The 24,262-nt window shown below is 75.3% G+C and carries 19 protein-coding genes; 12 read left to right on the top strand and 7 right to left on the bottom strand.

What is annotated here, in order from left to right; genetic code table 11:
* Positions 1 to 11: 11 nt before the first annotated feature.
* Entirely contained in the window at positions 12 to 1,124 is a 1,113-nt protein-coding gene (locus tag SM611_RS35625) for an amidohydrolase family protein (protein ID WP_371954796.1), read from the bottom strand.
* Between the two features lie 97 nt (positions 1,125 to 1,221).
* Between SM611_RS35625 and SM611_RS35630 the strand changes: the two genes are divergently transcribed.
* From SM611_RS35630 to SM611_RS35640, 3 genes are all read left to right on the top strand, one after another.
* Positions 1,222 to 2,667 carry a type I glutamate--ammonia ligase gene (locus tag SM611_RS35630; RefSeq protein ID WP_371954797.1) on the top strand — a complete coding sequence of 482 codons (1,446 nt, stop codon included), beginning with the start codon at positions 1,222 to 1,224 and terminating at the stop codon, positions 2,665 to 2,667.
* Between the two features lie 170 nt (positions 2,668 to 2,837).
* Complete coding sequence (locus SM611_RS35635; RefSeq protein WP_371954799.1) at positions 2,838 to 3,341, top strand: CGNR zinc finger domain-containing protein; 504 nt, start codon at positions 2,838 to 2,840, stop codon at positions 3,339 to 3,341.
* 81 nt (positions 3,342 to 3,422) lie between these two features.
* The gene (locus SM611_RS35640) at positions 3,423 to 4,751 is read left to right on the top strand and encodes an FUSC family protein (RefSeq protein WP_371954800.1); all 1,329 of its coding nucleotides are present in this window, start codon (positions 3,423 to 3,425) and stop codon (positions 4,749 to 4,751) included.
* Positions 4,752 to 4,900: 149 nt separating this feature from the next.
* Here SM611_RS35640 and SM611_RS35645 read toward each other — a convergent pair whose 3' ends face one another.
* Positions 4,901 to 6,292, bottom strand: a complete 1,392-nt coding sequence (locus SM611_RS35645) for an MFS transporter (protein WP_371954801.1) — start codon at positions 6,290 to 6,292, stop codon at positions 4,901 to 4,903.
* 64 nt (positions 6,293 to 6,356) lie between these two features.
* Here SM611_RS35645 and SM611_RS35650 point away from each other — a divergent pair, with 64 nt between their 5' ends.
* Together SM611_RS35650 and SM611_RS35655 are read left to right on the top strand one after the other, a co-directional pair.
* Positions 6,357 to 6,926: a TetR/AcrR family transcriptional regulator gene (locus tag SM611_RS35650; RefSeq protein ID WP_371954802.1), complete on the top strand. Its 570-nt coding sequence runs from the start codon at positions 6,357 to 6,359 to the stop codon at positions 6,924 to 6,926.
* 62 nt (positions 6,927 to 6,988) lie between these two features.
* Complete coding sequence (locus SM611_RS35655) at positions 6,989 to 8,011, top strand: LacI family DNA-binding transcriptional regulator (protein ID WP_371954803.1); 1,023 nt, start codon at positions 6,989 to 6,991, stop codon at positions 8,009 to 8,011.
* A gap of 57 nt (positions 8,012 to 8,068) precedes the next feature.
* Here the strand turns inward: SM611_RS35655 and SM611_RS35660 are convergent, their stop codons facing one another.
* A complete protein-coding gene (locus tag SM611_RS35660) occupies positions 8,069 to 9,121 on the bottom strand; it encodes a polysaccharide deacetylase family protein (RefSeq protein ID WP_371954804.1) in 1,053 nt (350 codons plus the stop codon).
* A gap of 202 nt (positions 9,122 to 9,323) precedes the next feature.
* Here SM611_RS35660 and SM611_RS35665 point away from each other — a divergent pair, with 202 nt between their 5' ends.
* Both SM611_RS35665 and SM611_RS35670 read left to right on the top strand, forming a co-directional pair.
* Positions 9,324 to 9,887, top strand: coding sequence for an LmrA/YxaF family transcription factor (locus tag SM611_RS35665; protein ID WP_371954805.1), 564 nt, complete (start codon positions 9,324 to 9,326; stop codon positions 9,885 to 9,887).
* An 8-nt stretch (positions 9,888 to 9,895) separates the two neighbouring features.
* The gene (locus tag SM611_RS35670) at positions 9,896 to 10,681 is read left to right on the top strand and encodes an MBL fold metallo-hydrolase (RefSeq protein ID WP_371954807.1); all 786 of its coding nucleotides are present in this window, start codon (positions 9,896 to 9,898) and stop codon (positions 10,679 to 10,681) included.
* Here the strand turns inward: SM611_RS35670 and recD2 are convergent.
* A complete protein-coding gene (gene recD2 / locus SM611_RS35675; protein WP_371954808.1) occupies positions 10,672 to 12,903 on the bottom strand; it encodes an SF1B family DNA helicase RecD2 in 2,232 nt (743 codons plus the stop codon). The genes SM611_RS35670 and recD2 overlap by 10 nt on opposite strands.
* A gap of 45 nt (positions 12,904 to 12,948) precedes the next feature.
* Positions 12,949 to 13,977, bottom strand: a complete 1,029-nt coding sequence (gene mtnA, locus SM611_RS35680) for an S-methyl-5-thioribose-1-phosphate isomerase (protein ID WP_371954810.1) — start codon at positions 13,975 to 13,977, stop codon at positions 12,949 to 12,951.
* Positions 13,978 to 14,113: 136 nt separating this feature from the next.
* Between mtnA and imuA' the strand changes: the two genes are divergently transcribed.
* From imuA' to SM611_RS35700, 4 genes are all read left to right on the top strand, one after another.
* Entirely contained in the window at positions 14,114 to 14,866 is a 753-nt protein-coding gene (imuA', locus tag SM611_RS35685) for a DnaE2-dependent mutagenesis accessory factor ImuA' (protein ID WP_371954811.1), read from the top strand.
* Positions 14,863 to 16,380: a DNA polymerase Y family protein gene (locus SM611_RS35690; RefSeq protein WP_371954813.1), complete on the top strand. Its 1,518-nt coding sequence runs from the start codon at positions 14,863 to 14,865 to the stop codon at positions 16,378 to 16,380. The genes imuA' and SM611_RS35690 overlap by 4 nt, the downstream gene beginning before the upstream one ends.
* Positions 16,381 to 16,389: 9 nt before the next feature.
* On the top strand, positions 16,390 to 19,677 hold the full coding sequence (locus SM611_RS35695) for an error-prone DNA polymerase (RefSeq protein WP_371954814.1): 3,288 nt from the start codon (positions 16,390 to 16,392) through the stop codon (positions 19,675 to 19,677).
* A gap of 113 nt (positions 19,678 to 19,790) precedes the next feature.
* On the top strand, positions 19,791 to 21,866 hold the full coding sequence (locus tag SM611_RS35700; RefSeq protein ID WP_371954815.1) for a protein kinase domain-containing protein: 2,076 nt from the start codon (positions 19,791 to 19,793) through the stop codon (positions 21,864 to 21,866).
* A 12-nt stretch (positions 21,867 to 21,878) separates the two neighbouring features.
* On the opposite strand, the gene SM611_RS35705 is transcribed toward SM611_RS35700, so the two are convergent.
* Positions 21,879 to 22,808 (bottom strand): Ppx/GppA family phosphatase, encoded by a 930-nt coding sequence (locus SM611_RS35705; RefSeq protein WP_371954816.1) that lies wholly within the window; start codon positions 22,806 to 22,808, stop codon positions 21,879 to 21,881.
* 73 nt (positions 22,809 to 22,881) lie between these two features.
* Here SM611_RS35705 and SM611_RS35710 point away from each other — a divergent pair, with 73 nt between their 5' ends.
* Entirely contained in the window at positions 22,882 to 23,310 is a 429-nt protein-coding gene (locus SM611_RS35710) for a PH domain-containing protein (protein WP_371954817.1), read from the top strand.
* Between the two features lie 21 nt (positions 23,311 to 23,331).
* Here SM611_RS35710 and SM611_RS35715 read toward each other — a convergent pair whose 3' ends face one another.
* Positions 23,332 to 24,234, bottom strand: coding sequence for a ribokinase (locus SM611_RS35715; RefSeq protein ID WP_371954818.1), 903 nt, complete (start codon positions 24,232 to 24,234; stop codon positions 23,332 to 23,334).
* Positions 24,235 to 24,262: the final 28 nt, after the last annotated feature.

The following is a 24,262-nucleotide window of genomic DNA, read 5'->3' on the forward strand; positions in this document are numbered from 1 at the left end:
AAGATCGTCTTTCACAGACCATAGACGCGGCGGGCGTTGCCGGACGCGATCATTCCCCCGACGCGTTCGGCGTCCCGGGACGTCCACGCGCCGTCCTCCACCCCGCCGGCGAGGAACCCGGCGAGGCCGTGCCGGAACAGCAGCGCGCCCAGGTGGTACAGCTCGGCGAGCCCGAACGCGTCCGAGGAGTACAGCACCTTCCCGAACGGCGCCAGCTCCAGCAGCTCGGCGATCAGCGCGGGCGCGCGGTGCCCGAGGTTGTGGGTCGCGAGCCCGGCATCCACGTACACGTTCGGGAGCACCTGCGCGAGGTAGCCGGCGTGCCGGTGGAACGGGTAGTTGTGCAGCAGCATCGCCGGGACGGGGTCCATGGCGCGCAGCAGCCCGATCAGCAGCAGCGGGTCGCCGCGGCGCAGGTCGGCGTCCACGTCCCCGTACCCGACGTGGAACTGGACGGGCAGGCCCGCGTCGACGGCGCACCAGACGAGGAAGCGGTGCAGGACCTCGTCGCAGACGCGCGGCTGCGTCCCGCCCGCCTCCGCCGCGCGCATCAGCCGCCCGGCCGCGGCCGCCACCTCGGCGTCGGACGGCCGCGCGCCGGACAGCTCCAGCCCGGCCCGGTAGGCGGCGATCGACTTGGCGCCCACCGCGCCCCGGGCGGCGACCCGGCCCCGCACCTCGTCGGCGAACCCGGTGGCGGCGGTGCCGTCCGCCGCGACCCGCTCGGCGACCGCCTCCAGCCGGACGATCTCGTGGGCCGCCGCCCCGGCGAGCCGCCCGAGGGCGTCCGGGCCGAGGATCGACCGCGGGGCGTACCCGGTGTCCACGCACAGCGCCGCCAGCCCGGCCGCGGCCAGGAAGCGCCGGTTCACCTCGGCCGCGCCCAGCTCGGCGCGGCGCGCCAGGTACGCCTCCGGCTCCGCGTGCGCCTCCAGGTCCAGGACGGGCGGGCACCAGCGGCGCAGCGCGAACCCGACCTGCGTGTCGAACATGCTCGCGCCCGGCGGGCCCGCCGTCTCCGCCTCGGTCAGCGACTCCTCGAACTCCGCCCGGCCGAGATCGCGGTCGAGGACGCCGTGGCAGTGGTGGTCGACCAGCGGCAGCGACTCCAGGTACTCCAGCACGGCGCCCGCCTCCCAGAAACAAGCCGGTGTTCTCCCTACGATGCCCTTACGGGCCGTGCCCGCGTCCTCCGCCGCCACTCCGACCGGGAGCAACACCGTGGAACAGACCCCTGAGACCGCCGCGGGCGGCACCGGCCTGGAGGCGTACGCGCTGGGCGGGCGCGAACGCACGCGCCTCGGCGGGCGGGCCGCCGAGGCGGCCCGCAGGCTGGCCGGGGAGGGCGTCGTCGCCGTCGCGCTGACCTGGGTGGACGTCAGCGGCATCACGCGCGCCAAGACCGTCCCGGTGGAGCGGCTGGAGCTCGCCGCCGCGTGGGGCGTGGGGATGTCGCCGGTCTTCGACGTGTTCCTGCTGGACGACTCGATCGTGTCCGGCCGGTACATCGGCGGCCCGGCCGGCGATCTGCGGCTCCATCCCGTCCTGGAGCGGCTCGTGCCGATGGCGGCGCTGCCCGGCTGGGCGCACGCGCCCGCGCTCCGGTACGCGCAGGACGGCACGCCGCACCCGCTCGACGCGCGCGCCGTGCTGCGCCGCGAGACCGACCGGCTCGCCGCGGGGGGCTGGTCGGTGAAGGCGGCGTTCGAGGTCGAGTGGGCGGTGTCCAGGGGCGGCGGGGACGATTTCGCGCCCGCCTGCAAGGGCCCCGCCTACGGGATGACGCGGGTGACCGAGCTGGCGGGCTACCTGCGGGACGTCCTCGGGGCGCTGCAGAGGACGGGCGTCACGGTCGTGCAGCTGCACCCCGAGTACGCGGCCGGGCAGTACGAGGTGTCGGTGGCCGCCGAGGCCCCGCTCGGCGCGGCCGACACCACCGTCCTGGTCCGGGAGACGATCCGCGCGGTGTCGATCGAGCACGGGCTGGCCGCGTCGTTCTCCCCCAAGGTCGAGGCCGGCTCGGTCGGCAACGGCGGGCACGTCCACCTCAGCCTGTGGCGGGAGGACACCGGCGACGGCCCGGCGAACGCGATGGCGGGCGGCTCCGGCCCGTGCGGGATGACGGCCGCCGGGGAGGCGTTCGCCGCCGGGATCCTGCGCCGGCTGCCGGCGCTGCTGGCCGTCGGCGCGCCCGCGGTGGCGAGTTACCTGCGGCTCGTCCCCTCGCACTGGGCGAGCGCGTTCGCGTGCTGGGGGCTGGAGAACCGCGAGGCGGCGCTCCGCTTCGTCACCGGCGCCGAGGGCGAGCGGGCGACGGCGGCGAACCTGGAGGTCAAGTGCCTGGACGCCGCCGCCAACCCGTACCTGCTGCTCGCCGCGCTGCTCGCGGCCGGGCGGGACGGCCTCGGCGCCGGCCTGCGGCTGCCCGAGCCCGTCGACGCCGACCCGGCGGACCTGCCGGAGGAGGAGCGCTCGGCGCGGGGCATCGTGCCGCTGCCCGCCTCGCTGGACGAGGCGGTCGCCGCGTTCGAGGCCGACGGCGTCCTGCGGGACGCGCTCGGCGAGGCGGTGGCCGACACGGTCGCGACCGTCCGGCGAGGAGAGATCGCGCTCTTCGACGGGGCGACGCCGGAGCACATCGCGGCCGTCACCCGATGGCGGCACTAGGGCCGGTCGGGGGCGGGCTTCCGACGCCCCGGCGCCCCGGCGCCCGCGGGCATTCCACCGCGCATCCTCGGGACGATGCGTGTAAGGCTTATAACCGAGAAGACATTTACGGCAGCCGAGCGGGACCGGAGGCACGGGCGATGCGCGTCACTGGGTACGGGAGCCACGGCGTGTCTGCCGCGGTGGCACTGGTCAACGCCGTGACCGCCACGGGCGGGGACGACTCCGCCGGCGCGCTGCGCCGCCTCCTGCGCGACAACGAGTTCTTCTGGCAGGAGTTCGACGACGCCGACGCCGAGGACTTCCGCCGCTGGGGCCGCGTCCTGCGCCCGTTCTTCGAGGCGGCCCGCCTCCGGGACGCGACGGAGCTGCTGAACCGGCTCATGCTGGAGATCCCCATGCACCCGCACCTGTCCGACCACGAGCCGCACGGGCTGCACATGCACTACGCGCCGCCCTCGTCCCGGCTCCCCGACCGGTTCCGCGCGACCACGCTGATGAACCTCGCCGAGCTGGTCGTCCAGTACGGGCTCGGCCGGACCGGCGTCTGCGCCGCCGACGGCTGCGACCGGGTGTACGCCGACACGTCCCGGGCCGGGCGCCGCCGGTTCTGCACGGAGGCGTGCGCGAACCGGACGAACGTCGCCGCGTTCCGCGCCCGCCGGAGGACGTGAACCCCCGCTCCCGCGGACGTGACCTGCCACGCATTCGCGGCTTTGCCGCAATATTGCCGGCGCGCGGGAAAGACACACGGCATGTCGCTCCCGCTCTTGCGCCGCCGGTCCGACCGGGGTGACCGCCCCGGCCGCTCGCCGCTCCGCGTGGCGACCGAAGTGCGGTCCGCGGCCTACCGCATCGCCCGGCTGACGCTCACGGCCGTGCTGGCGTTCGTGCTGGCGGTCGCCGTCCTGCCGCCGGGCGGGCCGCAGCCGCTGCTGGCCCCGCTGACCGCGCTGCTCGTCGTGCAGTTCTCCGTCGTCCAGACGATCAAGGCGAGCGTCCTGCGGGTCGCCGCGGTCACCTCGGGGGTGCTGGTCGCGGTGATGGCGTCCAGCACCATCGGGTTCTCCTGGTGGACGCTCGGCCTCACCATCCTCGCCGCGCTCGTCATCGGGCACGTCCTGCGGCTCGGCGAGCATGTGCTGGAGGTGCCGATCTCCGCGATGCTGATCTTCGCGCTGGGCGCGGCGAGCGAGGCCGGCGCGGCCGAGCGCGTGCTGGAGACGCTGATCGGCGCCGCCACCGGGCTGGCGGCGACGCTGCTGTTCCCGTCGGTGCGGGTGCGGCCCGCGGAGGAGGCCGTCCAGGACATCGCCGAGAGGCTGCGGGAGCTGATCGCGACCATCGCGGACGGGCTGCGCGGCGAGCGCGCCGACGGCGAGGCGGCCCGCTGGCAGGACGCCGCGGAGCGGCTGGCCCGCGAGCTCGGCCGGACCGACCGCGAACTCGGCGCCGCCGAGGAGAGCGTCAAGCTGAACCCGCGGGCGCGCCGCCTCGTCGACGCCGGCGTCGCGCTGCGCAACGCCATGGAGACGATGGAGCACTTCATGCTCTCGCTGCGCGGGCTGACCCGGTCGCTCGCCGACGACGAGGGGTTCGGCGAGCGGGGCCGGCTGCTGACCGACCCGGCGCTGCGCCGCGACCTCGGCGACGCGCTCGCCGGCATCGCCGCGAGCATCGCGGCCTACGGGCGGCTTGCCCGCTCCGACCTGGCCCGCGACGCCCGGCCCTTCCTCGCCGAGCACGACCTGGAGATGCGCGTCGACGTGGCCCGCGAGCGCCGCGCCCGGCTCACCCGCGAGCTGCACGAGCGGGCCGCCGCCGGGGACCTGTGGCCGCTGTACGGCGAGGTGTCGATGGACATCGACCGCCTCATCGAGAATCTGCGGGTCGAGCACCGGGCCCGCGCCCGCGAGCACTGGCGGCGGCACCGCGGCGCGAGCCGGCACCTGCCCCCGAAGCATGTGCGGGCCGTCCAGCATGCCGGGCACCAGCTCCGCCGGGCCGCCGAGTCCGCCGTCCAGGCCGCCGAGCGCACGGCCCGCGCCCGCGACGACCCCGCCGACCCGGACGACCGGCCCTGACAGGGCAGAGACCCGCCCCAGGGGGTGGGGGCGGGCCTCTGCGCGGGTGGGGGCTCAGCGGAAGGTCGGCTCCAGCACGTCGACGCCGCGCGTGTTGTCGGCGACGTAGACGTACCCGCCGTGCCAGTACGGCTGTGGTCCGCCCACGATCACCTGGTCTGGTCGGAGCGGGTGCGCGGCGTCACCGCCGGCGCCTTCACCGGCCTCCGCCTCGACCGGCTGACCGTCAAGAGGTGAAGAGCCGGGAGGGCGCCGAGAAGGGCCAGGGCCGCGGCGGTGACGAGCATGGCGCCCAGCCCGCCGAGGCCGTACGGGACGCCGAGGACGGCGACGCCCACCGCGATCCCCAGCTGCTTGGCCGTGTTGGTGATCCCGGCGGCGACGCCCGCGCGTTCCGCAGGGGCCGCCTCTAGGGCGACCTGGCTGGACACGAGGTTGCCGATCGCGCCGAGGCCGCCGACGGCGAAGCCGGGCACCAGCGGGGGCCACGACCCCGTCCGGTAGGCGGCGGCGAGCAGGAGCGTGGACAGCACGGTCAGCAGCGGCCCGGCCGCCACGAGCGCGGCGGCCGGGAAGCGGTGCGCGACCCGCCCGAGGGCCAGCGGCGCGGCCAGCGCCGGGGCGCTGTAGGTGAGGAACCACAGGCCCGCCTGCGCGGGCGGCGTGCCCATCGGGCCCTGCACGTAGAGCGAGAAGTAGGCCAGCGATCCCGCGCCCGCCGCGTGGGAGGCCAGCGCGGCCGAGGCGTTCGCGGCGTACAGGCGGTCCCGCAGCAGCGCCAGGTCGATCATCGGCTCGGGGACGCGGCGCCGGACGAGAGCGGCGAGCGCGGCGGCGCCCGCGGCGGCGGGAAGCAGGGCGCCGGGGTCCTCCCAGCCCAGCCGGGGGATCTCGATCAACGCCCACAGCAGCCCGCCGAGCCCGCCGGTCAGCAGCAGGGCCCCGAGCGGATCGAGCGGGCGCGGGCGGGCGTCCCGCGACTCGGGCACCGTCCCCGCGGCGACGGCGATCGCGATCACGCCGGCCGGCACGTTCAGGAAGAAGATCGCCCGCCAGCCGAACAGCTCGGTCAGCGCTCCGCCGACCAGCGGGCCGGTCGCGATGGCGGCGCCGGACGCGGCGGCGTACACGCCGAGCGCCCGGTTGCGCGCGGGGCCCGCCGGATACGCGGCCGCCAGCAGCGGCGAGGCCGTCCCGTACAGGACGGCCGCGCCGCACCCCTGGACGACGCGGAACACGTCCAGGAGCGGGGCCGAGGGCGCGAGCGCGCAGCCGAGCGACGCCGCGGTGAACGCGGCGAGCCCGCCGAGCAGCATGCGGCGGCGTCCCACCCGGTCGGCCAGCGCGCCGGCGGTGAGCAGCAGCCCGGCGAGCGCCAACGCGTAGGCGTCGATGGACCACTGCACCTCGGCCAGGCCCGCGTCGAGACGGCGACGCATGTCGGGCAGCGCGATGTTCACCCCGACGAGGTCGAGGACGAGCAGGTACCCGGCCGCCGACGCGACGGCGAGGGTCCAGGCGGGCCGGTGTGCGGTGGGCATGGCGCCCTCCCCGTTAATATACGCTGTAGATATACGCCGTATATTAACCACTAGACTGCCGCCCATGAAGACCCCGGCCAGACGTGGACGCGGAACCCGCGGGCTCAGCCGCGACGAGGTGCTGGACGCCACCCTCGATCTCGCCGAGGAGCGCGGCCTGGACGCGGTGAGCATGCGCGGGGTCGCCGACCGGCTCGGCGTCACGCCGATGGCGCTCTACCGGTACGTCGGCGACAAGCAGGGGCTGCTGGACGGCCTGGTCGAACGCCTCATCACCGAGCTGCCGGACGACGATCCCGGCCTGCCCTGGCAGGACCGCCTCCGCGCGCTCGGCGCCGGCATCCGGGAGGTCGCGCGCCGCCATCCGCAGGTGTTCCTGCTGCTGTTCATGAGGCCGACCGTGACCGAGGAGGCGCGGCGGGCGCGCGACACCGTGCAGGCGCTGCTGCGCAGCGCGGGCGTACCGGAGGACGTCGTCCCGCCGCTGCAGCGGCTGCTGGACACGATCGGCATGGGGCTCGCCGCGTCCGAGGCGAACGGGCGCTTCAGCGGCGACGCCGCGGACGTCGACAGGGTCTACGACCTGGCCGAAGACCTCCTCCTCACCGCCATCGAACGGTACGCGCGGGAGTGATCCCCGGCTCTGGAGCGGACGCCGAGTTTCGGAGTCGGTGCCGAGATCCTTATGCTTCGAGCATGCAGCAGGAGGACGAGACGAGCCGGGTGACCCTGGCCCAAGTGGCCGATCAGGCCGGTGTCTCCATTTCGACGGTTTCGAAAGTGCTCAACGGCCGCGAGGACGTCGCCCGCAAGACCCGCCTCCGGGTGGAGCGCCTGCTGGAGCACCACGGCTACCGGCGGGGCTCCCGGTCGGGTCCCGACGCGCCGCTCATCGAGATCGTCCTCCACGAGATCGAGAGCCTCTGGACCATGGAGCTGATCCGGGGGGTGGAGAGCGTCGCCAAGGCCAACAACGCGAGCCTGGTGCTGACCGAGAGCGGGACCCGGCACTCCCCCGGCCCCGAGTGGATCGGCGGGGTGCTGCGCCGCCGCCCGCTCGGCGTCGTGCTGCTGTTCTCCAGCCTGCCGCCGGAGTACAAGAAGCGGCTGCGGTCCCGGTCGATCCCGTTCGTCATCATCGACCCGGCCGGCGACCCGGAGCCGGACGTCCCGTCGGTCGGCTCGGCCAACTGGTCCGGCGGGCTCGCGGCGACCCGGCACCTGATCGACCAGGGGCACCGGCGCATCGCGATCATCACCGGCCCGGCGGACATGCTGTGCTCCGTCGCGCGGCTGGACGGGTTCCGCTCCGCCATGAGCATGGCCGGGCTGGACGTCGATCCGTCCTATGTGTCCTACGGCGACTTCCACGTCGACGGCGGCTTCGAGCGTGCGATGGAGCTGCTCGGCCGCCCCGACCGGCCGACCGCGATCTTCGCCGGGAGCGACCTGCAGGCGCTCGGCGTGCTGGAGGCGGCGCGCGTGCACGGGCTGCGGGTCCCCGACGACCTGTCGGTGGTCGGCTACGACGACGTCGCGGTGGCGCCGTGGGCCAGCCCCGCGCTGACGACCGTCCACCAGCCGCTGCGGCAGATGGCGGAGTCCGCCGCGCAGATCATCCTCGGCATCCGGAACGGGGAGCCGGTCGCGACGCGGATGGAGCTGTCCACCAGCCTGGTCGTCCGCAAGAGCACCGCACCGCCGCCCGGCCAGGGCTGACGCGTCGGTCGTCCCGCGGCCGGGGCCCGGCCGCGGGACGGGGCGTGCGGGGCCGGGTCAGCCGACGGCGCAGGAGACGTCCGGCCACGTCCAGTTGCCGTTGTGCAGGACCGTGAAGCCGAACGTGTCGCCGCTGCCGTTCGGCCGCATCGTCATCACATCGCCGCCTCCGCTCCAGGACGGCGAGCCGTTCCAGGTCGCGATGATCTTCTGCGGGCTGTGCACGGTCACGGTGACGACCCAGGTGCTCGTCCCCGAGACGGTGACCGACAGGTTGAACCGGTCGCTCCACTGCTGACCCGGGGAGATCTGCGCGGTGCAGGAGCCGCCGCCGGGCGGCGGGGTGCTCCCCCCGTCGGGCGCGACGGCGCGGCCGGTGGACGGCGAGATCATGCCGGGGCACAGGCCGCGGCTCCTGAGGTTCGCGGCGATCTGCGGGACGGCCTGGATCGTCGCGTTGTAGCCGTCGTGCATCAGGATGACCTGGCCGTTCTGGAGCTGGCTCGCCCGCTGCACGATCTGGGCCGTGGACGCGCCGTTCCAGTCCTGCGAGTCGACGTCCCAGATGATCTCGGTCAGGCCGAGCTGCTGCTCGACCGCCCGCAGCGTCGCGTTCGTCTCGCCGTACGGTGGCCGGAACAGCTTCGGCGCCGTTCCCGTCTGCTGCTGGATCGCCTGCTGCGTCCGCTGCAGCTCCGCCAGCATCTGCGACTGCGACATCTGGGTGAGGTGCGGGTGCGTCCAGCTGTGGTTGCCGATCCACATGCCGGCGCTCTTCTCCGCGCCGACCAGCGACGGGTTGTTCTGGGCGTTCTGCCCGATGTTGAACAGCGTGGCGCGGACGCCGTTCTGCCGCAGCGCGGACAGCAGCGCGGACGTGAAGCCCGAGGTGGGACCGTCGTCGTAGGTGAGGCCGACGTATCCCGCGGCGCAGTCGTCGGCGGCGAGCGGGACGGCGGCGGGCCCGCGCTGTGCCGCGAGACCGGCCGCGGCGGGCAGGCTCACGAGGAAGGCGGCCGCCAGCGCGAGGGCGGCGGCGAGGACCAGCGCGCGCCGGGCGGCGGAGGGCCTCCTCCGGGGGCTGCCGGGCGGGGGAGCATGCTCGATCATCCGTGTTCCTCCATGGGGCGGGGGGACCCTCATTTTGAGAACGCCTCCGAAAGGTGTCAATACATTGGAGTGGTCCTTTCGATATACAGATTCATAAGCCGAGAAAGAACAAGCTCTGAGCTGCTCATTCAATAACGAAAAGTTTCGATAAATCGAGAACGGCGATTGAAATCTATAGACCGGTCGGTCTAGTCTGTTCGCCATGGCACCGCGCGGAGAGACGAGAGAGCGGGTCCTGCGGACGGCGGCGGAGCTGTTCCAGCGGCAGGGCTACCACGGCACCGGGCTGAACCAGGTCCTCGCGCGGAGCGGGGCGCCGAAGGGGTCGCTGTACTTCCACTTCCCCGAGGGGAAGGAGCAGCTCGCGTCGGAGTCGGTGGCCCTGTCCGGACGGACGGTCAGCGAGGCCCTCGCCGAGGTCGTGCTCGCCGCGCCGGACGGGCGGGCGGGCCTCGCGGCCATCGGCGACCACTTCGCGCGGAACCTGCTGGAGTCGGACTTCGGCAAGGGCTGCCCCGTCGCGACCGTGGCCCTGGAGACGGCCGCCGGGAGCGAGACGATCCGGGCCGCCTGCGACACCGCCTACGGGCAGTGGCTGGACGGCCTGCGGGTCGCGCTCCTCGGCTGGGGCGTGCCCGGGGAGCGCGCCGAACCGCTGGCGGCGCTGGTCCTGTCGGCGTTGCAGGGCGCCCTCATGCTCGCCCGCGTCCAGCGCGACGTGTCCGTCATCCACCAGGTCACCCGCCAGCTCGCCGGCCTTCTCTGAGGAGTTCCATGCGCGTCCACCACCTCGACTGCGCCCCCATGCGGGAGATCGAGCCCGCCGGCGGCCCGGGGAGCCCGCTGCGGCCCGCGCGAGCCGCCGGCCATGTACTGCTGGTCGAGACCGACTCCTCCGGGCTGGTCCTCGTGGACGCGGGGATCGGCCTCGGCGACATCGCGCGCCCGTCCGAGCGGCTGCTCGACGACTGGGTGGAGATGGCGGGGCCGGTGCTGGACCCCGCCGCGACGGCCGTCCGGCAGGTCGAGGCGCTCGGGCACTCCCCCGCCGACGTCCGGCACATCGTCCCCACGCACCTGCACCGCGACCACGCCGGCGGGCTGAGCGACTTCCCGGACGCGGCCGTGCACCTGTTCGAGGCGGAGCACGCGGACGGCGGCAAGACCCCCGCGCAGCTCGCGCACGGCCCGAAGTGGGTCGTCTACGAGGACGGGGGCGGCGAGACCTGGCACGGGTTCGGCGGCGTCCGCGCCCTGGACGGCGTGGCCGGGGACATCCTGCTCGTGCCGCTCGGAGGGCACACGCCGGGGCACGCGGGCGTCGCGGTGCGGGACGGCGACCGCTGGCTGCTGCACGCCGGGGACGCGTACATGTACCACGGGGAGGTCGACCGCCCGGAGCCGGTCGTGCATCCGCTGATGGAACTCGTCCAGGCGGGCGGCGAGGTGGACCGCGAGCTGCGGCTCGCGAACGTCGCCCGGCTGCGGGAGCTGGCGCTCGGCGGCGAGGTGGAGGTCTTCTGCGCCCACGACCCGTGGGAGCTGGCCCGCTACCGCTGAGAGAGGCGGTGGGCCAGGGCGGTGTGGCGGCGGCCCGCGCCCGCGGTGCGGACGGCGGCGGCGAGCGCGCGGCGCGAGCCGACGAGGACGACGAGCCGCTTCGCCCGGGTGATGCCCGTGTAGAGGAGGTTGCGGCGCAGCATCATCCAGGCGCCGGTCGTGAGCGGGACGACGACGGCCGGGTACTCGCTGCCCTGCGACCGGTGGATCGTGATCGCGTAGGCGTGGGCGAGCTCGTCCAGCTCGTCGAAGGCGTAGTCGATGCTCTCGTCCTCGTCGGTCACGACGGTGAGCGACTGCTCCTCCAGGCTGACCTTCGTGACGACGCCGACGGTCCCGTTGAAGACGCCCGCCTCGCCCTTGTCGTAGTTGTTGCGGAGCTGGGTGACCTTGTCGCCGACGCGGAAGACGCGGCCGCCGTAGCGGCGTTCGGGACGGGCGTCGTCGTGCGGCGTCAGCGCCTCCTGCAGCAGGTTGTTCAGGGAGCCGGCCCCGGCCGTCCCCCGGTGCATGGGCGTGAGGACCTGGACGTCGCGGCGCGGGTCGAGCCCGAACTTGCGCGGGATGCGGTTGGCGACGACGTCGACGGTCAGCTCGGCGGCCTCGTCCTGCTCCTCGCACGGGAACAGGAAGAAGTCGCCGTAGCCGCGCGTATGCGGGTGGTCGCCCGCGTTGACGCGGTGCGCGTTGACGACGATGCCGGACTCCTGCGCCTGCCGGAAGATCCTGGTGAGCCGCACCCGCGGGATCGCCTCGGCGGCGAGCAGGTCGGCGAGGACCTCGCCCGCGCCGACGGACGGGAGCTGGTCGACGTCCCCGACGAGCAGCAGGTGCGCGCCGCGCGGGATCGCCTTCACCAGCTTGTTGGCGAGGATCAGGTCGACCATGGAACTCTCGTCGACGACGACCAGGTCGGCGTCGAGCGGGTTGTCCTGGTCGTACTTGGGGTCGCCGCCGGGCTGGAGCTGGAGCAGCCGGTGGACGGTCGCGGCATCGTGCCCGGTCAGCTCGGCGAGGCGCTTGGCGGCCCGCCCGGTCGGCGCCACCAGCACGATCCTGGCCCGCTTCGCGGCGGCCAGCTCGACGACGGAGCGGACGGTGAAGCTCTTGCCGCAGCCGGGGCCGCCGGTCAGCACCGACACCTTCGACGTCAGCGCCAGCTTCACGGCCTCCTCCTGCTCGGGGGCGAGCGCCTGGCCGGTGCGCTCCTTCAGCCACGGGAGGGCCTTGTCCCAGTCGACGTCGGCGAACGCCTTGAGCCGGTCGGCGGGCGCGTCCAGCAGGTCGAGGAGGCCGCGGGCGAGCGAGCGCTCGGCCCGGTGGAAGGGGACCAGGTACACGGCGGGGATCGTCGCGGCGTCCTCCCCCTCGCCTGGGATCGGCTCCCGGACGACGCCCTCGTCGCGGGCCAGTTCGTCCAGCGCCGGGACGATCAGCTCCCGCTCCACGCCGAGGATCTTCTCCGCGGCCGTGACGAGGTTCGGCTCGGGCAGGAAGCAGTGCCCGTCGTCGGCGGCCTCCGACAGCGTGTACTGGAGCCCCGCCTTGATGCGCTCGGGGCTGTCGTGCGGGATGCCGACGGCCTGCGCGATCGTGTCGGCCGTCTTGAACCCGATGCCCCACACGTCCGACGCGAGCCGGTACGGCTGCCCGCGGACCGTGTCGATCGACTGATCGCCGTACCGCTTGTAGATCCGGACGGCGAGGGAGGTGGAGACGCCCACGCCCTGCAGGAAGACCATCACCTCCTTGATGGCCTTCTGCTCCTCCCACGCGTCGCCGATCCGCTTGGTGCGCTTCGGGCCGAGGCCCGGCACCTCGACGAGGCGTTCCGGCTCCTCCTCGATGACGCGCAGGATGTCGGTGCCGAAGTGCCCGACCATCCGGTCGGCCATCACCGGCCCGATCCCCTTGATCATCCCGGAGCCGAGGTAGCGGCGGATGCCCTGGATCGTCGCCGGCAGCACGGTCGTGTACGAGTCGACCTCGAACTGCTTGCCGTACTTCGGGTGCGACCGCCACCGGCCGACCAGCCGCAGGCTCTCCCCCACCTGCGCGCCGAGCAGGGCGCCGACGACGGTGAGCAGGTCGCTCCCGCCCTTGGCGGTCGCCACCCGCGCGACCGTGTAGCCGGTGTCCTCGTTGGCGTAGGTGATCCGCTCCAGGACCGCGTCGAGTTCCGCCGGACGCGGCGCGGCGGAGGGATTCGGGGAGGTCGGCACGATCACCATGATGGTACGGCGGCCTCCGCGCCGCGACCCGGTCGCTCAGCCCCGGAGCCGGCCGGGGGTCGAGCCCGCCGACACCTCCAGCACGCCCGTCTCGGTGACCAGCGCGGTCACGAGGCGGGCGGGCGTGACGTCGAACGCGGGGTTGTACGCGCCCACGCCGGCGGGGGCGGTCCTGGCGCCGCCCCAGGACAGCACCTCGCCGGCCGGGCGCTCCTCGATCGGGATGCCGTCCCCGTCGGGGAGGGCCAGGTCGACGGTGCTCCACGGCGCGGCCACGACGAGCGGGACCCCGGCGGCGCGGCAGGCCAGCGCCACGCCCACCGAGCCGATCTTGTTGGCGGTGTCGCCGTTGGCGGCGATGCGGTCGGCGCCGATCACGGCGACGTCCACGAGGCCGCGCAGGATCGTGCTCGGCGCGGCGGCGTCCGCCTGGACGGCGCACGGGATCGCGGCCCGGTCCAGTTCCCAGGCGGTGAGCCGGGCGCCCTGCAGCAGCGGGCGGGTCTCGTCGGCGTAGACGAGCTCGACGCGGCCCCGCCCGTGGAGTTCGCGGACGACGCCGAGGGCCGTGCCCCATCCGGCGGTGGCGAGGGCGCCGGCGTTGCAGTGGGTGAGGACGCGCAGGGGCCGGTCTCCCAGGCGCCCCAGGATCCAGTCGGCGCCGAAGGCTCCGATGGCGCGGTTGCCTCGGACGTCCTCCTCCAGCATCGCCTGCGCCTCGGCCGCCACGGCGTCGGCGCCCTTGGCGACGAACGGGAGCACCCGGTCGACGCCCGCGGCCAGGTTCACCGCGGTCGGGCGGGCCTCCCGGACGGCGGCGATCGCGGCGTCGCGCAGGTCGTCGTCCCACCCCTCCAGCGCGGCCTCCCGGACGGCGATGGCGACCCCGAACGCGCCCGCGACGCCCAGCGCCGGCGCCCCCCGCACGGCCAGCCGCCGGATCGCGTCCACGAGCGTGCCGACGTCGCGGGCCACGACGTACTCGACGCGGCCCGGCAGCGCGGTCTGGTCCAGCAGCCGCAGCCCGTCGCCGGTCCACTCCAGCGTGCGCACGTCGTTCGTCATATCGCCCAAAATACCGCGAAGCCCCATGCCATCGGGCCTTCCACCCTCCGCGACTCCGCTGCGTGACCTGCGATAACTTGACACAGGTCGAACTTGTGTTCGAAATTGTGCAGGAGCACGTGAGAGGAGGACGACGGTGCCGGAGGCCGCCCTGCGGGACCTGTCGGCGGCGCTGGAGACGGCGCCCCGCGCCACGGTGCCCGTGCTGCCCGCGCTGCGGCCCGTGCTGCCCGGCGGCGGGCTGCGCCCCGGCTCGGTCGTCGGCCTCGGCGGTCCCGGCGCCGCGTCCCTCGGCCTCGCGCTCGTCGCGGGCGTCTCCCGGCACGGCGGCGAGGACGGCACCGGCGGCTGGTGCGGCGTCGTCGGCCTCCCGGACTTCGGCGTGGCCGCCGCCGCCGGGATGGGCGCCGACCCCGGACGGCTGCTGCTCGCCGACGACCCGGGCGACCGCTGGCCCGACGTCATCGCCGCCCTCTCCGAGGCCGTCGAGCTGATCCTGCTGCGCCCGCCGGAGCGGCCGGGCGCGGCGGCCGTCCGGCGGCTGTCGGCGCTGGCCCGCAAGCACGGCTGCGCCCTGGCGCTGACCGGCCCGTTCGCCGGCGACTGGCCGGGCACCCGGCTCCGCCTCCACCTGGACGACCTGGCCTGGGAGGGGCTCGGCACCGGCCACGGGCGGCTGACCGGCCGCCGCGTCCAGGTCATCGCCGAGGGCCGCGACGCGCCCGGCGCGGGCCGCCGCACCCGCCTCTGGCTGCCGGCGCCCGACGGCACCGTCAGGCCCGACGAGACGGCGCGCCGGCCCCTGGAGCTCGTCTCCGCCGGCGCCCCCGTCCACCCCCGGCCGTCCGGCGTTCCGCCGCTGGTGCGGGTCGAGGAGGGGATCGCATGACGCGGGCGCTGGTCGTGTGGTGCCCGGACTGGCCGGTCACCGCCGTCGGGATCGACGCGGCGACGGCCGGGGCCGTGGTCGCGCGGGGACGGGTCGCGGCGTGCTCGGCGGCGGCGCGGGCCGAGGGCGTGCGGCGCGGGCAGCGGCTCCGGGACGCGCAGCGCCGCTGCCCCGAACTGGTCGTGCGGGACCGGGACACCGACGCGGAGGGGCGCCGCTTCGAGGAGGTCGTGGAGGCGGTCGCGGAGCTGACCCCGCGCGTGGAGGTGGTGCGGCCGGGCCTGTGCGCGATCCCGGCGCGGGGCCCGGCCCGCTTCTACGGCGGCGAGCAGGCGCTGCGGGTCCTGGTGCAGGACACGGTCGTGGAGGCCGGGCACGACTGCGGGTCGGGGATCGCCGACGGCCTGTTCGCCGCGGAGCTGGCGGCGCGGTCCGGGGACGGCGGCGCCGTCGTGCCCGAGGGCGGCGCGGCGGCGTTCCTCGCGCCGTACCCGCTGTCCGTCCTGGACCGGCCGGAGCTGGCCGACCTGCTGCGGCGGCTCGGCATCCGGACCCTCGGCGACTTCGCGGCGCTGCCGTCCGGGCACGTCGCCGGGCGGTTCGGCCCGGACGGCGCGCTCGCGCACCGGCTGGCGCGCGGCGAGCAGCCGCGTCCCCTGGCACCCGTCCGGGGCCCGGCGGACCTGTCGGTGCGCGGCGACTTCGACCCGCCCGCCGAGCAGGCCGAGCGGGTCGTGTTCGAGGCGAAGCGGCTCGCGGGCGAGCTGCACGCGGGGCTCGCGGCGGGCGGGCTGGCGTGCGTCCGGCTGGAGGTCGCGGCCGGGTTCGCGGACGGGCACGTGCTGCGGCGGCTGTGGCGGCACGAGGGGCTGTCGGCGCTGGCCGTCGCCGAACGGGTCCGGTGGCAGCTGTCGGCCCATCGGCCCGCGGGGCAGGGGGCCGAGGCCGGGTGGGGCGGCGTCACGTGGGTGGAGCTGGCGCCCGACCAGATCGTCCCGGACGAAGGGCGCCAGGAGGCGATCTGGGGCAGGACGTCCGTCACCGACCGGATCGCGCGAGCCGCCGACCGCGTCCAGGCGCTGCTCGGGCATCAGGGGATCACCCGGCCGGTGCTGGTGGGCGGGCGAGGCCCGGGCGAGTGGGTGGTCCGGGTCCCGGTCGGGGACCTGCCCCCGGCCGGCCCGCCCGAGGGCCCGTGGCCGGGACGCGTGACGGGGCCCGCGCCCGCGGTCGTCTCCCCGTCGCCGTACCCGGCGGAACTGGTCGACGCGTCCGGTGAGGCCGTGGTCGTGTCGGCGCGGTGCGAGGTGTCCGCGCCGCCCGCGACGCTCGTGGTCGGGGGGCGCCCCGCCGCCGTGACCGGCTGGACGGGCCCGTGGCCGGCCGACGAGCGCTGGTGGGACCCGGCCGCGGCCCGGCGCCAGGCCAGGTTCCAGGTCGTCACGGACGACGGCGCCGCCTACCTGCTCGCCGTGGAGGGCGGCAGATGGCACATCGAGGCCGCATATGACTAGAGGCGGGACATGACCAACTGGTACAACCCGCCGATCTCCTGGCGGGACTTCGAGGAGCGGCTGTCGTGGCGTCCGTCCGACAGGCCGCCGGACGAGCCGTCGCCGGACGAGCCGCCGCCGGTGGCCGGACTCCCGCGCCGCGCCGGCGCGGAGGTGCCGTGGGCGGAGCTGCACGTCCACTCCTCGTTCAGCTTCCTGGACGGCGCCAGCGACCCCGCCTCGCTCGTCGCGGAGGCCGCGCGGCTCGGCGTGCAGGCGATGGCCGTCACCGACCACGACGGCATGTACGGGGCGGTGCAGTTCGCGCAGGCCGCGCGCGACGCCGGGATCGGGACGGTGTTCGGCGCGGAGCTGAGCCTCGGCCTGCCCGGCCCGCAGACCGGCGAGCCCGACCCTGCGGGGCGGCACCTGCTGGTCCTCGCGCGCGGCGCCGCCGGGTACGCGCGGCTGTGCTCGGCGATCACGTCGGCGCAGCTCGCGGGCGGTCGCAAGGGCCGTCCCGTCTACGATCCGGGCGTCCTCGCCGGCGCGCACGAGGGCCGCTGGGCGGTGCTGACCGGATGCCGGAAGGGCCCCGTCCCGGCGGCGCTGGAGGCCGGCGGGCCGGGCGCGGCGGAGCGGGAGCTGCGCGATCTGGTCGGCGTGTACGGCCGCGACAACGTGTTCGTCGAGCTGATCGACCACGACCAGCCGGACGACGACCTCCGCAACGACGCGCTCTTCACCCTGGCGGGGCGCGTCGGCGTCGACGCCGTGGCGTCCAACAACGTGCATTTCGCGGCGCCCGGGGCCGACGCGCGGCTGGCGCAGGCGCTGGCGGCCGTCCGGGCCCGCCGCAGCCTCGACGACATGGTCGGCTGGCTCCCGGCGGGCGGCACCGCCCACATCCGCGGCGGCGCCGAGATGGCGCGGCGGCTGGCGCGGTTCCCCGGCGTCCTGGAGCGGACGGTCGAGCTGGCGCGGGAGTGCCTGTTCGGCTTCGACGTCGTCGCGCCCCGGCTGCCCGACTGGCCGGTCCCGGACGGGCACACCGAGGCGACGTGGCTGCGGCACCTGGTGAAGGAGGGCGCGCTCCGGCGGTACGGGCCGCCGGAGCGGGAGCGGCAGCCGGGCGCGTACGCGCAGATCGCCAAGGAGCTGGACGTCATCGAGCAGCTCCGCTTCCCGGGCTACTTCCTGATCGTCCACGACATCGTGGAGTTCTGCCGGCGCAGGGGCATCCTGTGCCAGGGGCGCGGGTCCGCGGCGAACTCGGCGGTCTGCTACGCGCTCGGCATCACGGGCGTCGACGCCGTCCGGCACGGGCTGCTGTTCGAGCGGTTCCTGTCGCCCGGCCGCGACGGGCCGCCCGACATCGACCTCGACATCGAGCACAGGCGCCGCGAGGAGGCCATCCAGTACGTCTACGGCAAGTACGGGCGCGAGTGCACGGCGCAGGTCGCGAACGTCATCAGCTACCGGCCGCGCATGGCCGTCCGGGACGCCGCCCGCGCGCTCGGCTTCTCCCCCGGCCAGCAGGACGCCTGGTCGAAGGGCATCGACCCGCGCGACCCGGTGGGGTCGGAGGCCGACGTCCCCGCGCCGGTCACGGAGCTGGCCGGCCGGATGCTGACGCTGCCCCGCCACCTCGGCATCCACTCCGGCGGCATGGTCATCGCGGACCGGCCGGTCGGCGAGATCTGCCCGATCGAGTGGGCCTCGATGGCGGACCGCAGCGTCCTGCAGTGGGACAAGGACGACTGCGCGGCGGCCGGGCTCGTGAAGTTCGACCTGCTCGGCCTCGGGATGCTCGCCGCGCTGCACGACTGCTTCGACCTCGTGGCCGTGCACCACGGGCGCCGCTACGACCTGCAGTCCGTCCCGCCGGAGGACCCGCTCGTCTACGACATGCTGTGCGACGCCGACACGGTCGGGGTGTTCCAGGTCGAGTCGCGGGCGCAGATGGCGACGCTGCCGCGGCTGCGGCCCCGGAGGTTCTACGACCTGGTCGTGGAGGTGGCGCTGATCAGGCCGGGGCCGATCCAGGGCGGGTCCGTCCACCCGTACCTGCGGCGGCGCAAGGGGCTGGAGCCCGCCGTCTGCCCGCACCCGCTGATGGAGCCCGCCCTCGGCCGGACCCTCGGCGTGCCGCTGTTCCAGGAGCAGATGATGCAGCTCGCCGTCGACTGCGCGGGGTTCACCCCCGCGGAGTCGGACCAGCTCAGGCAGGCGATGGGCGCGAAGCGCGCCCCGGAGCGCGTCGAGCGGCTGCGGCGCCGGCTGCTGGACGGGATGGCCGAGCGCGGCATCCCGTCCGACATCGCGGAGAGCGTCTACGAGAAGATCCTCGGGTTCACCGGTTTCGGGTTCCCCGAGTCGCACGCGCAGAGCTTCGCCCACCTCGTGTACGCGAGCGCCTACCTGAAGCGCCATTTCCCGGCCGCGTTCACCGCCGCTCTGGTGCGGAACCAGCCGATGGGGTTCTACAGCCCGCAGAGCCTTCTGGCGGACGCCAAGCATCACGGGGTCGTGGTCAGGGGCGTGGACATTAACGCCAGCGACGTCCATCCGACGCTTGAGGAGCCCGTCGAGGTCGACTCCGACCACCCGCACGCGCCGGGCGAGCCGCAGCCGGCGATCCGGCTGGGCCTGTCCGGGATCCGGAACCTGGGCGACGAGGCGGCGGAGGCCGTCGCGGCGGGGCGTCCCTACACCGGCATGGAGGACCTCGCCCGGCGCGTGCCGCTGTCGGCCGCGGCGCTGGAGGCGCTCGCCACCGCGGGCGCGTTCGACGGGCTCGGGCTGTCGCGGCGGGAGGCGCTGTGGGCGGCGGGCGCGCTGGCCGGTTCCGGACCGGGGCGGCTGGAGGGCGTGACGCCGGGGGCGGCGGCGCCCGCGCTGCCCGCGATGACGCCGATCGAGGAGACGCTCGCCGACCTGTGGGCCACCGGCGTCTCCCGCGTCCATCCGGTCGCGCACGTGCGGGACGCGCTCGACGAGCTGGGCGCCCTGTCGTCCGCTGCACTCGCCGCGACACCGGGCGAGACCAACGTCGTCGTCGCCGGGCTCGTCACCCACCGGCAGCGCCCGCCGACCGCCGGCGGCATCGTGTTCATGACGCTGGAGGACGAGACCGGCATCATCAACGTGGTGTGCCCGCCGCAGGTGTTCCAGCGGCACCGGGGCCTCGCCGTGGACTCGCAGGCGCTGCTGGTCAGCGGGCGGCTGGAACGCGCGGACGGGGTCGGGTCCGTCCGCGCGACGCGGCTGCGGCGGCTGCCCGTCCCCGGCCGCGTCAAGGCGCGCAATTTCCATTGATCCGCGGACGCTAGAACCTTGGGCCGCGCTCTGTCATCGTAAGGAAGCGTTGGGGCCGCGTGCCGCCGCGGGGGCGGCCGCCAAGACGCGGCTCGCGGAGAAAAGGTGATCCCATGGACGGGCCGCGAGCGTCCTCCCTGCGCGAGCTGCGCCCGGACGACCCCACGCGGATCGGCCGGTACCGGATCGAGGCCAAGATCGGCGAGGGCGGCATGGGCGCCGTGTACCTGGGCCGCGACGAGGCGGGCCGGGCCGTCGCGGTCAAGGTGGTCCGCGCCGAGCTGGCCGGCGACCGGACGTTCCTCGCCCGCTTCCACGACGAGGCCGCGAACGCGCAGCGGGTCGCGTCGTTCTGCACCGCGCAGGTCCTCGAACACGGCGAGGACCTCGGCCTCGCCTACATGGTGACCGAGTACATCGACGGGCCGTCGCTGCTGGAGCACGTCGGCGAGAAGGGCGCGCTGTCGCCCGGCATGCTGCACGGCGTCGCGGTCGGCGTCGCCGCCGCGCTCGTCGCCATCCACAGCGCGGGGCTGGTGCACCGCGACCTGAAGCCGAGCAACGTGCTGCTGTCCATCTCCGGCCCCCGGGTGATCGACTTCGGGATCGCCCGCGCGCTGGACGTGGCCTCGTCCCACACCCGGACCGGGCAGGTCGTCGGCACGCCCGGCTGGATCGCGCCCGAGCAGATCACCACGCAGCAGGTCACCCCGGCGGTCGACGTGTTCGCCTGGGGCTGCCTCGTCGCGTACGCGGCGAGCGGGCGCAACCCGTTCGGGCAGGGCTCGTTCCAGCTGCTCGCGGCCCGCGCCGTGCACGCCGAACCGGAGATCGGCGACCTGCCGCCGTCGCTGTCCGGGCTGGTCCGGTCGGCGCTCCGCAAGGACCCGGCGGCCCGCCCGAGCGCGCGCGACCTGCTGCTCGCCCTGGTCGGCGGCGCGGGCGAGGCGGCGGTGACGACCGAGCTGGGCGAGTCGTGGACCTCGCCCCCGGCCGCGGGAGACCCCAACGTCACCACCTACGACACCCCCGCGCCGGCCCCGGCTCCCGCTCCCGCTCCCGCTCCGCCCGTTCCGCAGCGGCCCGTGCCGGCGGCGCCCCTGCCCGCGCCGCCCGTGCCGGAGCCGCGCACGCGGCCCGTGCCGGAGCCGCCCACGCAGCCGGTGCGGGAGCGCCGCACCGACCCGCCCACCGAGCGCGAGTACGCGGTGCCGCCGCCCGTCCTCCCGGCGACCTCGCGGCGGGACGAATGGCCGTCCAGGCGCACCACGTTCATCGCCTCCTCCGTGGTGGGCCTGCTGGTGGCCGGGCTCGTGGCGGGCGGCATCTACTATCTGACCCGGCCGTCCGGCAAGGCCGGCGGCACCGGCGCGAAGCCGGCGCCGTTCCCGTCCGGGCCCATGCTGGTCCGCGTCGACGCCCAGCCCGGCTGGCCGAAGTCGTGCCACGCCGACATCGGGCTCTTCGCGCCCGGCACCGGGTCCGTGCGGACGCTCGCCGGCGGGTCGAGCTGCGACGTCCTGCCCGAGAAGTCCCCGGACGGCAGGTCCATCGCGTTCACCCGCACGGGCTCCGGCCGCAGCGAGGCGTGGGTGATGAACGCCGACGGCGGCAACCAGCGCAAGGTCACCGACATCGCGGGCGGACGCGTGACCTGGTCACCGGACGGCGCGCGCCTGGCGTACATGGGCCGGCAGGGCGGCACGAAGCAGATCTTCACGATCACGCTGAACGAGCACAAGGTCACCCAGCTCACCACGGACGACTCCGCCAAGGACGACCCGATGTGGTCGGCCACCGGGAAGCTCGTCTTCTGGAGCAGGCGCGGCGGCGACGAGCAGATCTACACGCTCGACCCGGAGCACCCCGCCCGCACCTGGACGAAGCTGACGAGCGGAGCGCGCTCCGTCGACCCCGAGTGGTCGCCCGACGGGTCGAAGATCGCCTTCACCCGGGGCCCGTCCGACGGCAGCACCATCTGGACGATGAACGACGACGGCTCCGGTCTCCGGCAGTTGACGACGGGCACCGGGGACGACATGGACCCGGCGTGGTCCTCCGACGGCCGCTGGGTCTGCTACGTGCGCGGCAAGATCACCGACCCGGTGATCCGCGCCGTCCGGGCCGACGGCACCGGCGACCGGCCCGTCAGCCCGGCCGGACGCTCCCTCGGCCACCCTAACTGGTAGCGGCCGGCCGGCTCAGCCGGGGAGACCGTCGAGGCGGCGCAGGATGACGCCCTCGCGCAGCGCCCACGGGCAGATCTCCAGCTCGGTCAGCTCGAACAGGTCCATCGCGGCGTCCGCGACGATCGCGCCCGCGAGCAGCTGCTGCGCGCGGCTCTCCGACACCCCGGGCAGCTCGGCGCGCTCCGCGGACGGCATCGGCGCGAGCTTCTCCGCCCAGTCCGTCACGTCGGAGTCGGACAGGGTGCGGCGCTGGTACGGTCCATCGGCGGTCGGCGCGGCCCCGGCGATGCGGGCGAGCTGCTTGAACGTCTTGGACGTCGCGACCGCGTGGTCGGCGGGCCCGTACCGGGCGACGTCCCCGACCTGCCGCGCGATCTCCGCCCGGACGTGCCGGCGCAGGTCGCGGATCTCGTCGGGCGGCGGCGGGTCGGCGGTGAACCGGTCCCGGGTGAGCCGGCCCGCGCCGAGCGGCAGCGAGATCGCCACGTCCGGGTCCTCGTCGATGCCGGACGCGATCTCCAGCGAGCCGCCGCCGATGTCCACCACCAGCAGCCGCCCCGACGACCAGCCGAACCAGCGGCGGACGGCGAGGAACGTCAGCCGCGCCTCCTCCTCGCCGGACAGCGCGCGGACGTCGATCGACTTGTCCGCGCGGATCCGGGCGAGGACGTCCTCGCCGTTGGCGGCGTCGCGGACGGCGGAGGTCGCGAACGCGACCAGGTCCTCGACGCCCTTGTCCTCGGCGATCTGCAGCGCCTCGTCGACGAAGTCGCGCAGCAGCGCCTCGCCCTCCTCGGACAGGCGGTCGTCGTCGTCCAGGTGGGCGGCGAGCCGAAGTTCGGCCTTGTGGGAGTACGCGGGAAGGGGCCGCGCCCCCTGATGGGCGTCGACCACCAGGAGATGCACGGTGTTCGAGCCCACGTCCAGCACGCCGAGTCGCATGCCTGCGACGCTACCGGACGCCCCCGCGGCCGCCATTGCCCGGCAGGGCCAGGTTGCGGCTACGGTGGCGGGCATGGACGCGGGAGAGCAGCGGCGGTGGCGGGTACCCCCAGGTCATGTGGCGGTGAAGTGCGCCGCGGCGGCGGCCGTCACGGCGCTGATCGTCCTCTACAGCCACGACCCGCAGTTCCTGTTCCTCGCCGCCGCGGCGGCGATCGGGCTGAACGCGCTCGCGCTGCGCGACCTGGTCGCGCCGGTCCGGCTCGCCGCCGACGGGGACGGGCTGACGGTCGTGACCGGCTACGCGGGGCGCCGCCGCATCGGCTGGGAGGAGATCGGCGCGATCCGGGTCGACGAGCGGCGCCGGCTCCTGCTGCACACGCGGATGCTGGAGATCGAGACCGCCGACGACCTGCACCTGTTCAGCGCCTTCGACCTCGGCTCGGACGTCCACGACGTCGCCGACGAGCTGTACCGGCTGCGGGCCCGGACGAGCCGCTGACCGGGGCGGCGCGGGCGGCGTCTACGGCTCGGGCAGCTCGTCCGGCGTCGGGTAGGAGCTCTGCGCGCCGCGCTTGCGGACGGCGGCGGCGCCCACCCGGGTGGCGTACCGGGCGGCGTCGCGGAGCGCGTCGCCGCGGGCGAGCCGGAGGCAGAGCGCCGCGGTGAAGGCGTCGCCCGCGCCCGTCGTGTCGACGGCGGCCGCCTTCGGCGACGGGATCGCCGTGACGCCGTCCCCGTCGGCGACCACGACGCCGTCGGCGCCGAGCGTGACGACGACCGAGCGCGGGCCGGAGCGGGCGAGCGCCGCCGCCAGCGCGCCGGCGTCGCCGCCGCCGTCCAGGAGGAACGCGGCCTCGTGCTCGTTGACGACGAGGGGGTCGCAGAGCGCGAGCAGCTCGTCCGGGACGGGCGCGGGCGGCGACAGGTTGAGCACGACGCGCCCGCCGGCCTCGGCCGCGGCGCGGGCGGCGGCCTCCACGGCGGGCAGCGGCACCTCCAGCTGGAACGACACCACGGACGCCCCGGCGATCATCGCGCGGGCGGCGGTGACGTCGGTTGGGCCGAGCCGGGCGTTGGCGCCGGGCGAGACGATGATGCTGTTGTCGCCGTCCGGCCCGATCGTGATCAGCGCCACACCGGTCGGCACGCCGGGCGTGGTCTCCAGGTGGGCGAGGTCCACGCCGTCCGCGGCGAGCGCGCCGCGCAGCAGCTCGCCGTGCCCGTCGTCGCCGACCCGGCCGACGATCCCGGCCCGGCCGCCGAGCCGCGCCGCCGCGACCGCCTGGTTGGCCCCCTTGCCGCCCGGATGGACGACGAGGTCGGAGCCGAGCACGGTCTCCCCCCGCGAGGGACGGCGGTCGACCTCGACCACCAGATCCGCGTTGACCGACCCCACCACGACGACTTCCCACCGATCACTCACGGTGTAACGACTACAGGTGCGGCGGCCG

The sequence above is a fragment of the Actinomadura monticuli genome, from assembly GCF_041463655.1.
Lineage (GTDB): Bacteria > Actinomycetota > Actinomycetes > Streptosporangiales > Streptosporangiaceae > Spirillospora > Spirillospora monticuli.

What these genes read in the sequence shown, in the direction of transcription:
- SM611_RS35640 (WP_371954800.1), top strand. Translation starts at nt 3,423, where the DNA reads ATGTCGCTCCCGCTCTTGCGCCGCCGGTCCGACCGGGGTGACCGCCCC.
- SM611_RS35645 (WP_371954801.1), bottom strand. Translation starts at nt 6,292, where the DNA reads ATGCCCACCGCACACCGGCCCGCCTGGACCCTCGCCGTCGCGTCGGCG.
- SM611_RS35650 (WP_371954802.1), top strand. Translation starts at nt 6,357, where the DNA reads ATGAAGACCCCGGCCAGACGTGGACGCGGAACCCGCGGGCTCAGCCGC.
- SM611_RS35655 (WP_371954803.1), top strand. Translation starts at nt 6,989, where the DNA reads ATGCAGCAGGAGGACGAGACGAGCCGGGTGACCCTGGCCCAAGTGGCC.
- SM611_RS35660 (WP_371954804.1), bottom strand. Translation starts at nt 9,121, where the DNA reads ATGATCGAGCATGCTCCCCCGCCCGGCAGCCCCCGGAGGAGGCCCTCC.
- SM611_RS35665 (WP_371954805.1), top strand. Translation starts at nt 9,324, where the DNA reads ATGGCACCGCGCGGAGAGACGAGAGAGCGGGTCCTGCGGACGGCGGCG.
- SM611_RS35670 (WP_371954807.1), top strand. Translation starts at nt 9,896, where the DNA reads ATGCGCGTCCACCACCTCGACTGCGCCCCCATGCGGGAGATCGAGCCC.
- mtnA (WP_371954810.1), bottom strand. Translation starts at nt 13,977, where the DNA reads ATGACGAACGACGTGCGCACGCTGGAGTGGACCGGCGACGGGCTGCGG.
- SM611_RS35690 (WP_371954813.1), top strand. Translation starts at nt 14,863, where the DNA reads ATGACGCGGGCGCTGGTCGTGTGGTGCCCGGACTGGCCGGTCACCGCC.
- SM611_RS35695 (WP_371954814.1), top strand. Translation starts at nt 16,390, where the DNA reads ATGACCAACTGGTACAACCCGCCGATCTCCTGGCGGGACTTCGAGGAG.
- SM611_RS35700 (WP_371954815.1), top strand. Translation starts at nt 19,791, where the DNA reads ATGGACGGGCCGCGAGCGTCCTCCCTGCGCGAGCTGCGCCCGGACGAC.
- SM611_RS35705 (WP_371954816.1), bottom strand. Translation starts at nt 22,808, where the DNA reads ATGCGACTCGGCGTGCTGGACGTGGGCTCGAACACCGTGCATCTCCTG.
- SM611_RS35710 (WP_371954817.1), top strand. Translation starts at nt 22,882, where the DNA reads ATGGACGCGGGAGAGCAGCGGCGGTGGCGGGTACCCCCAGGTCATGTG.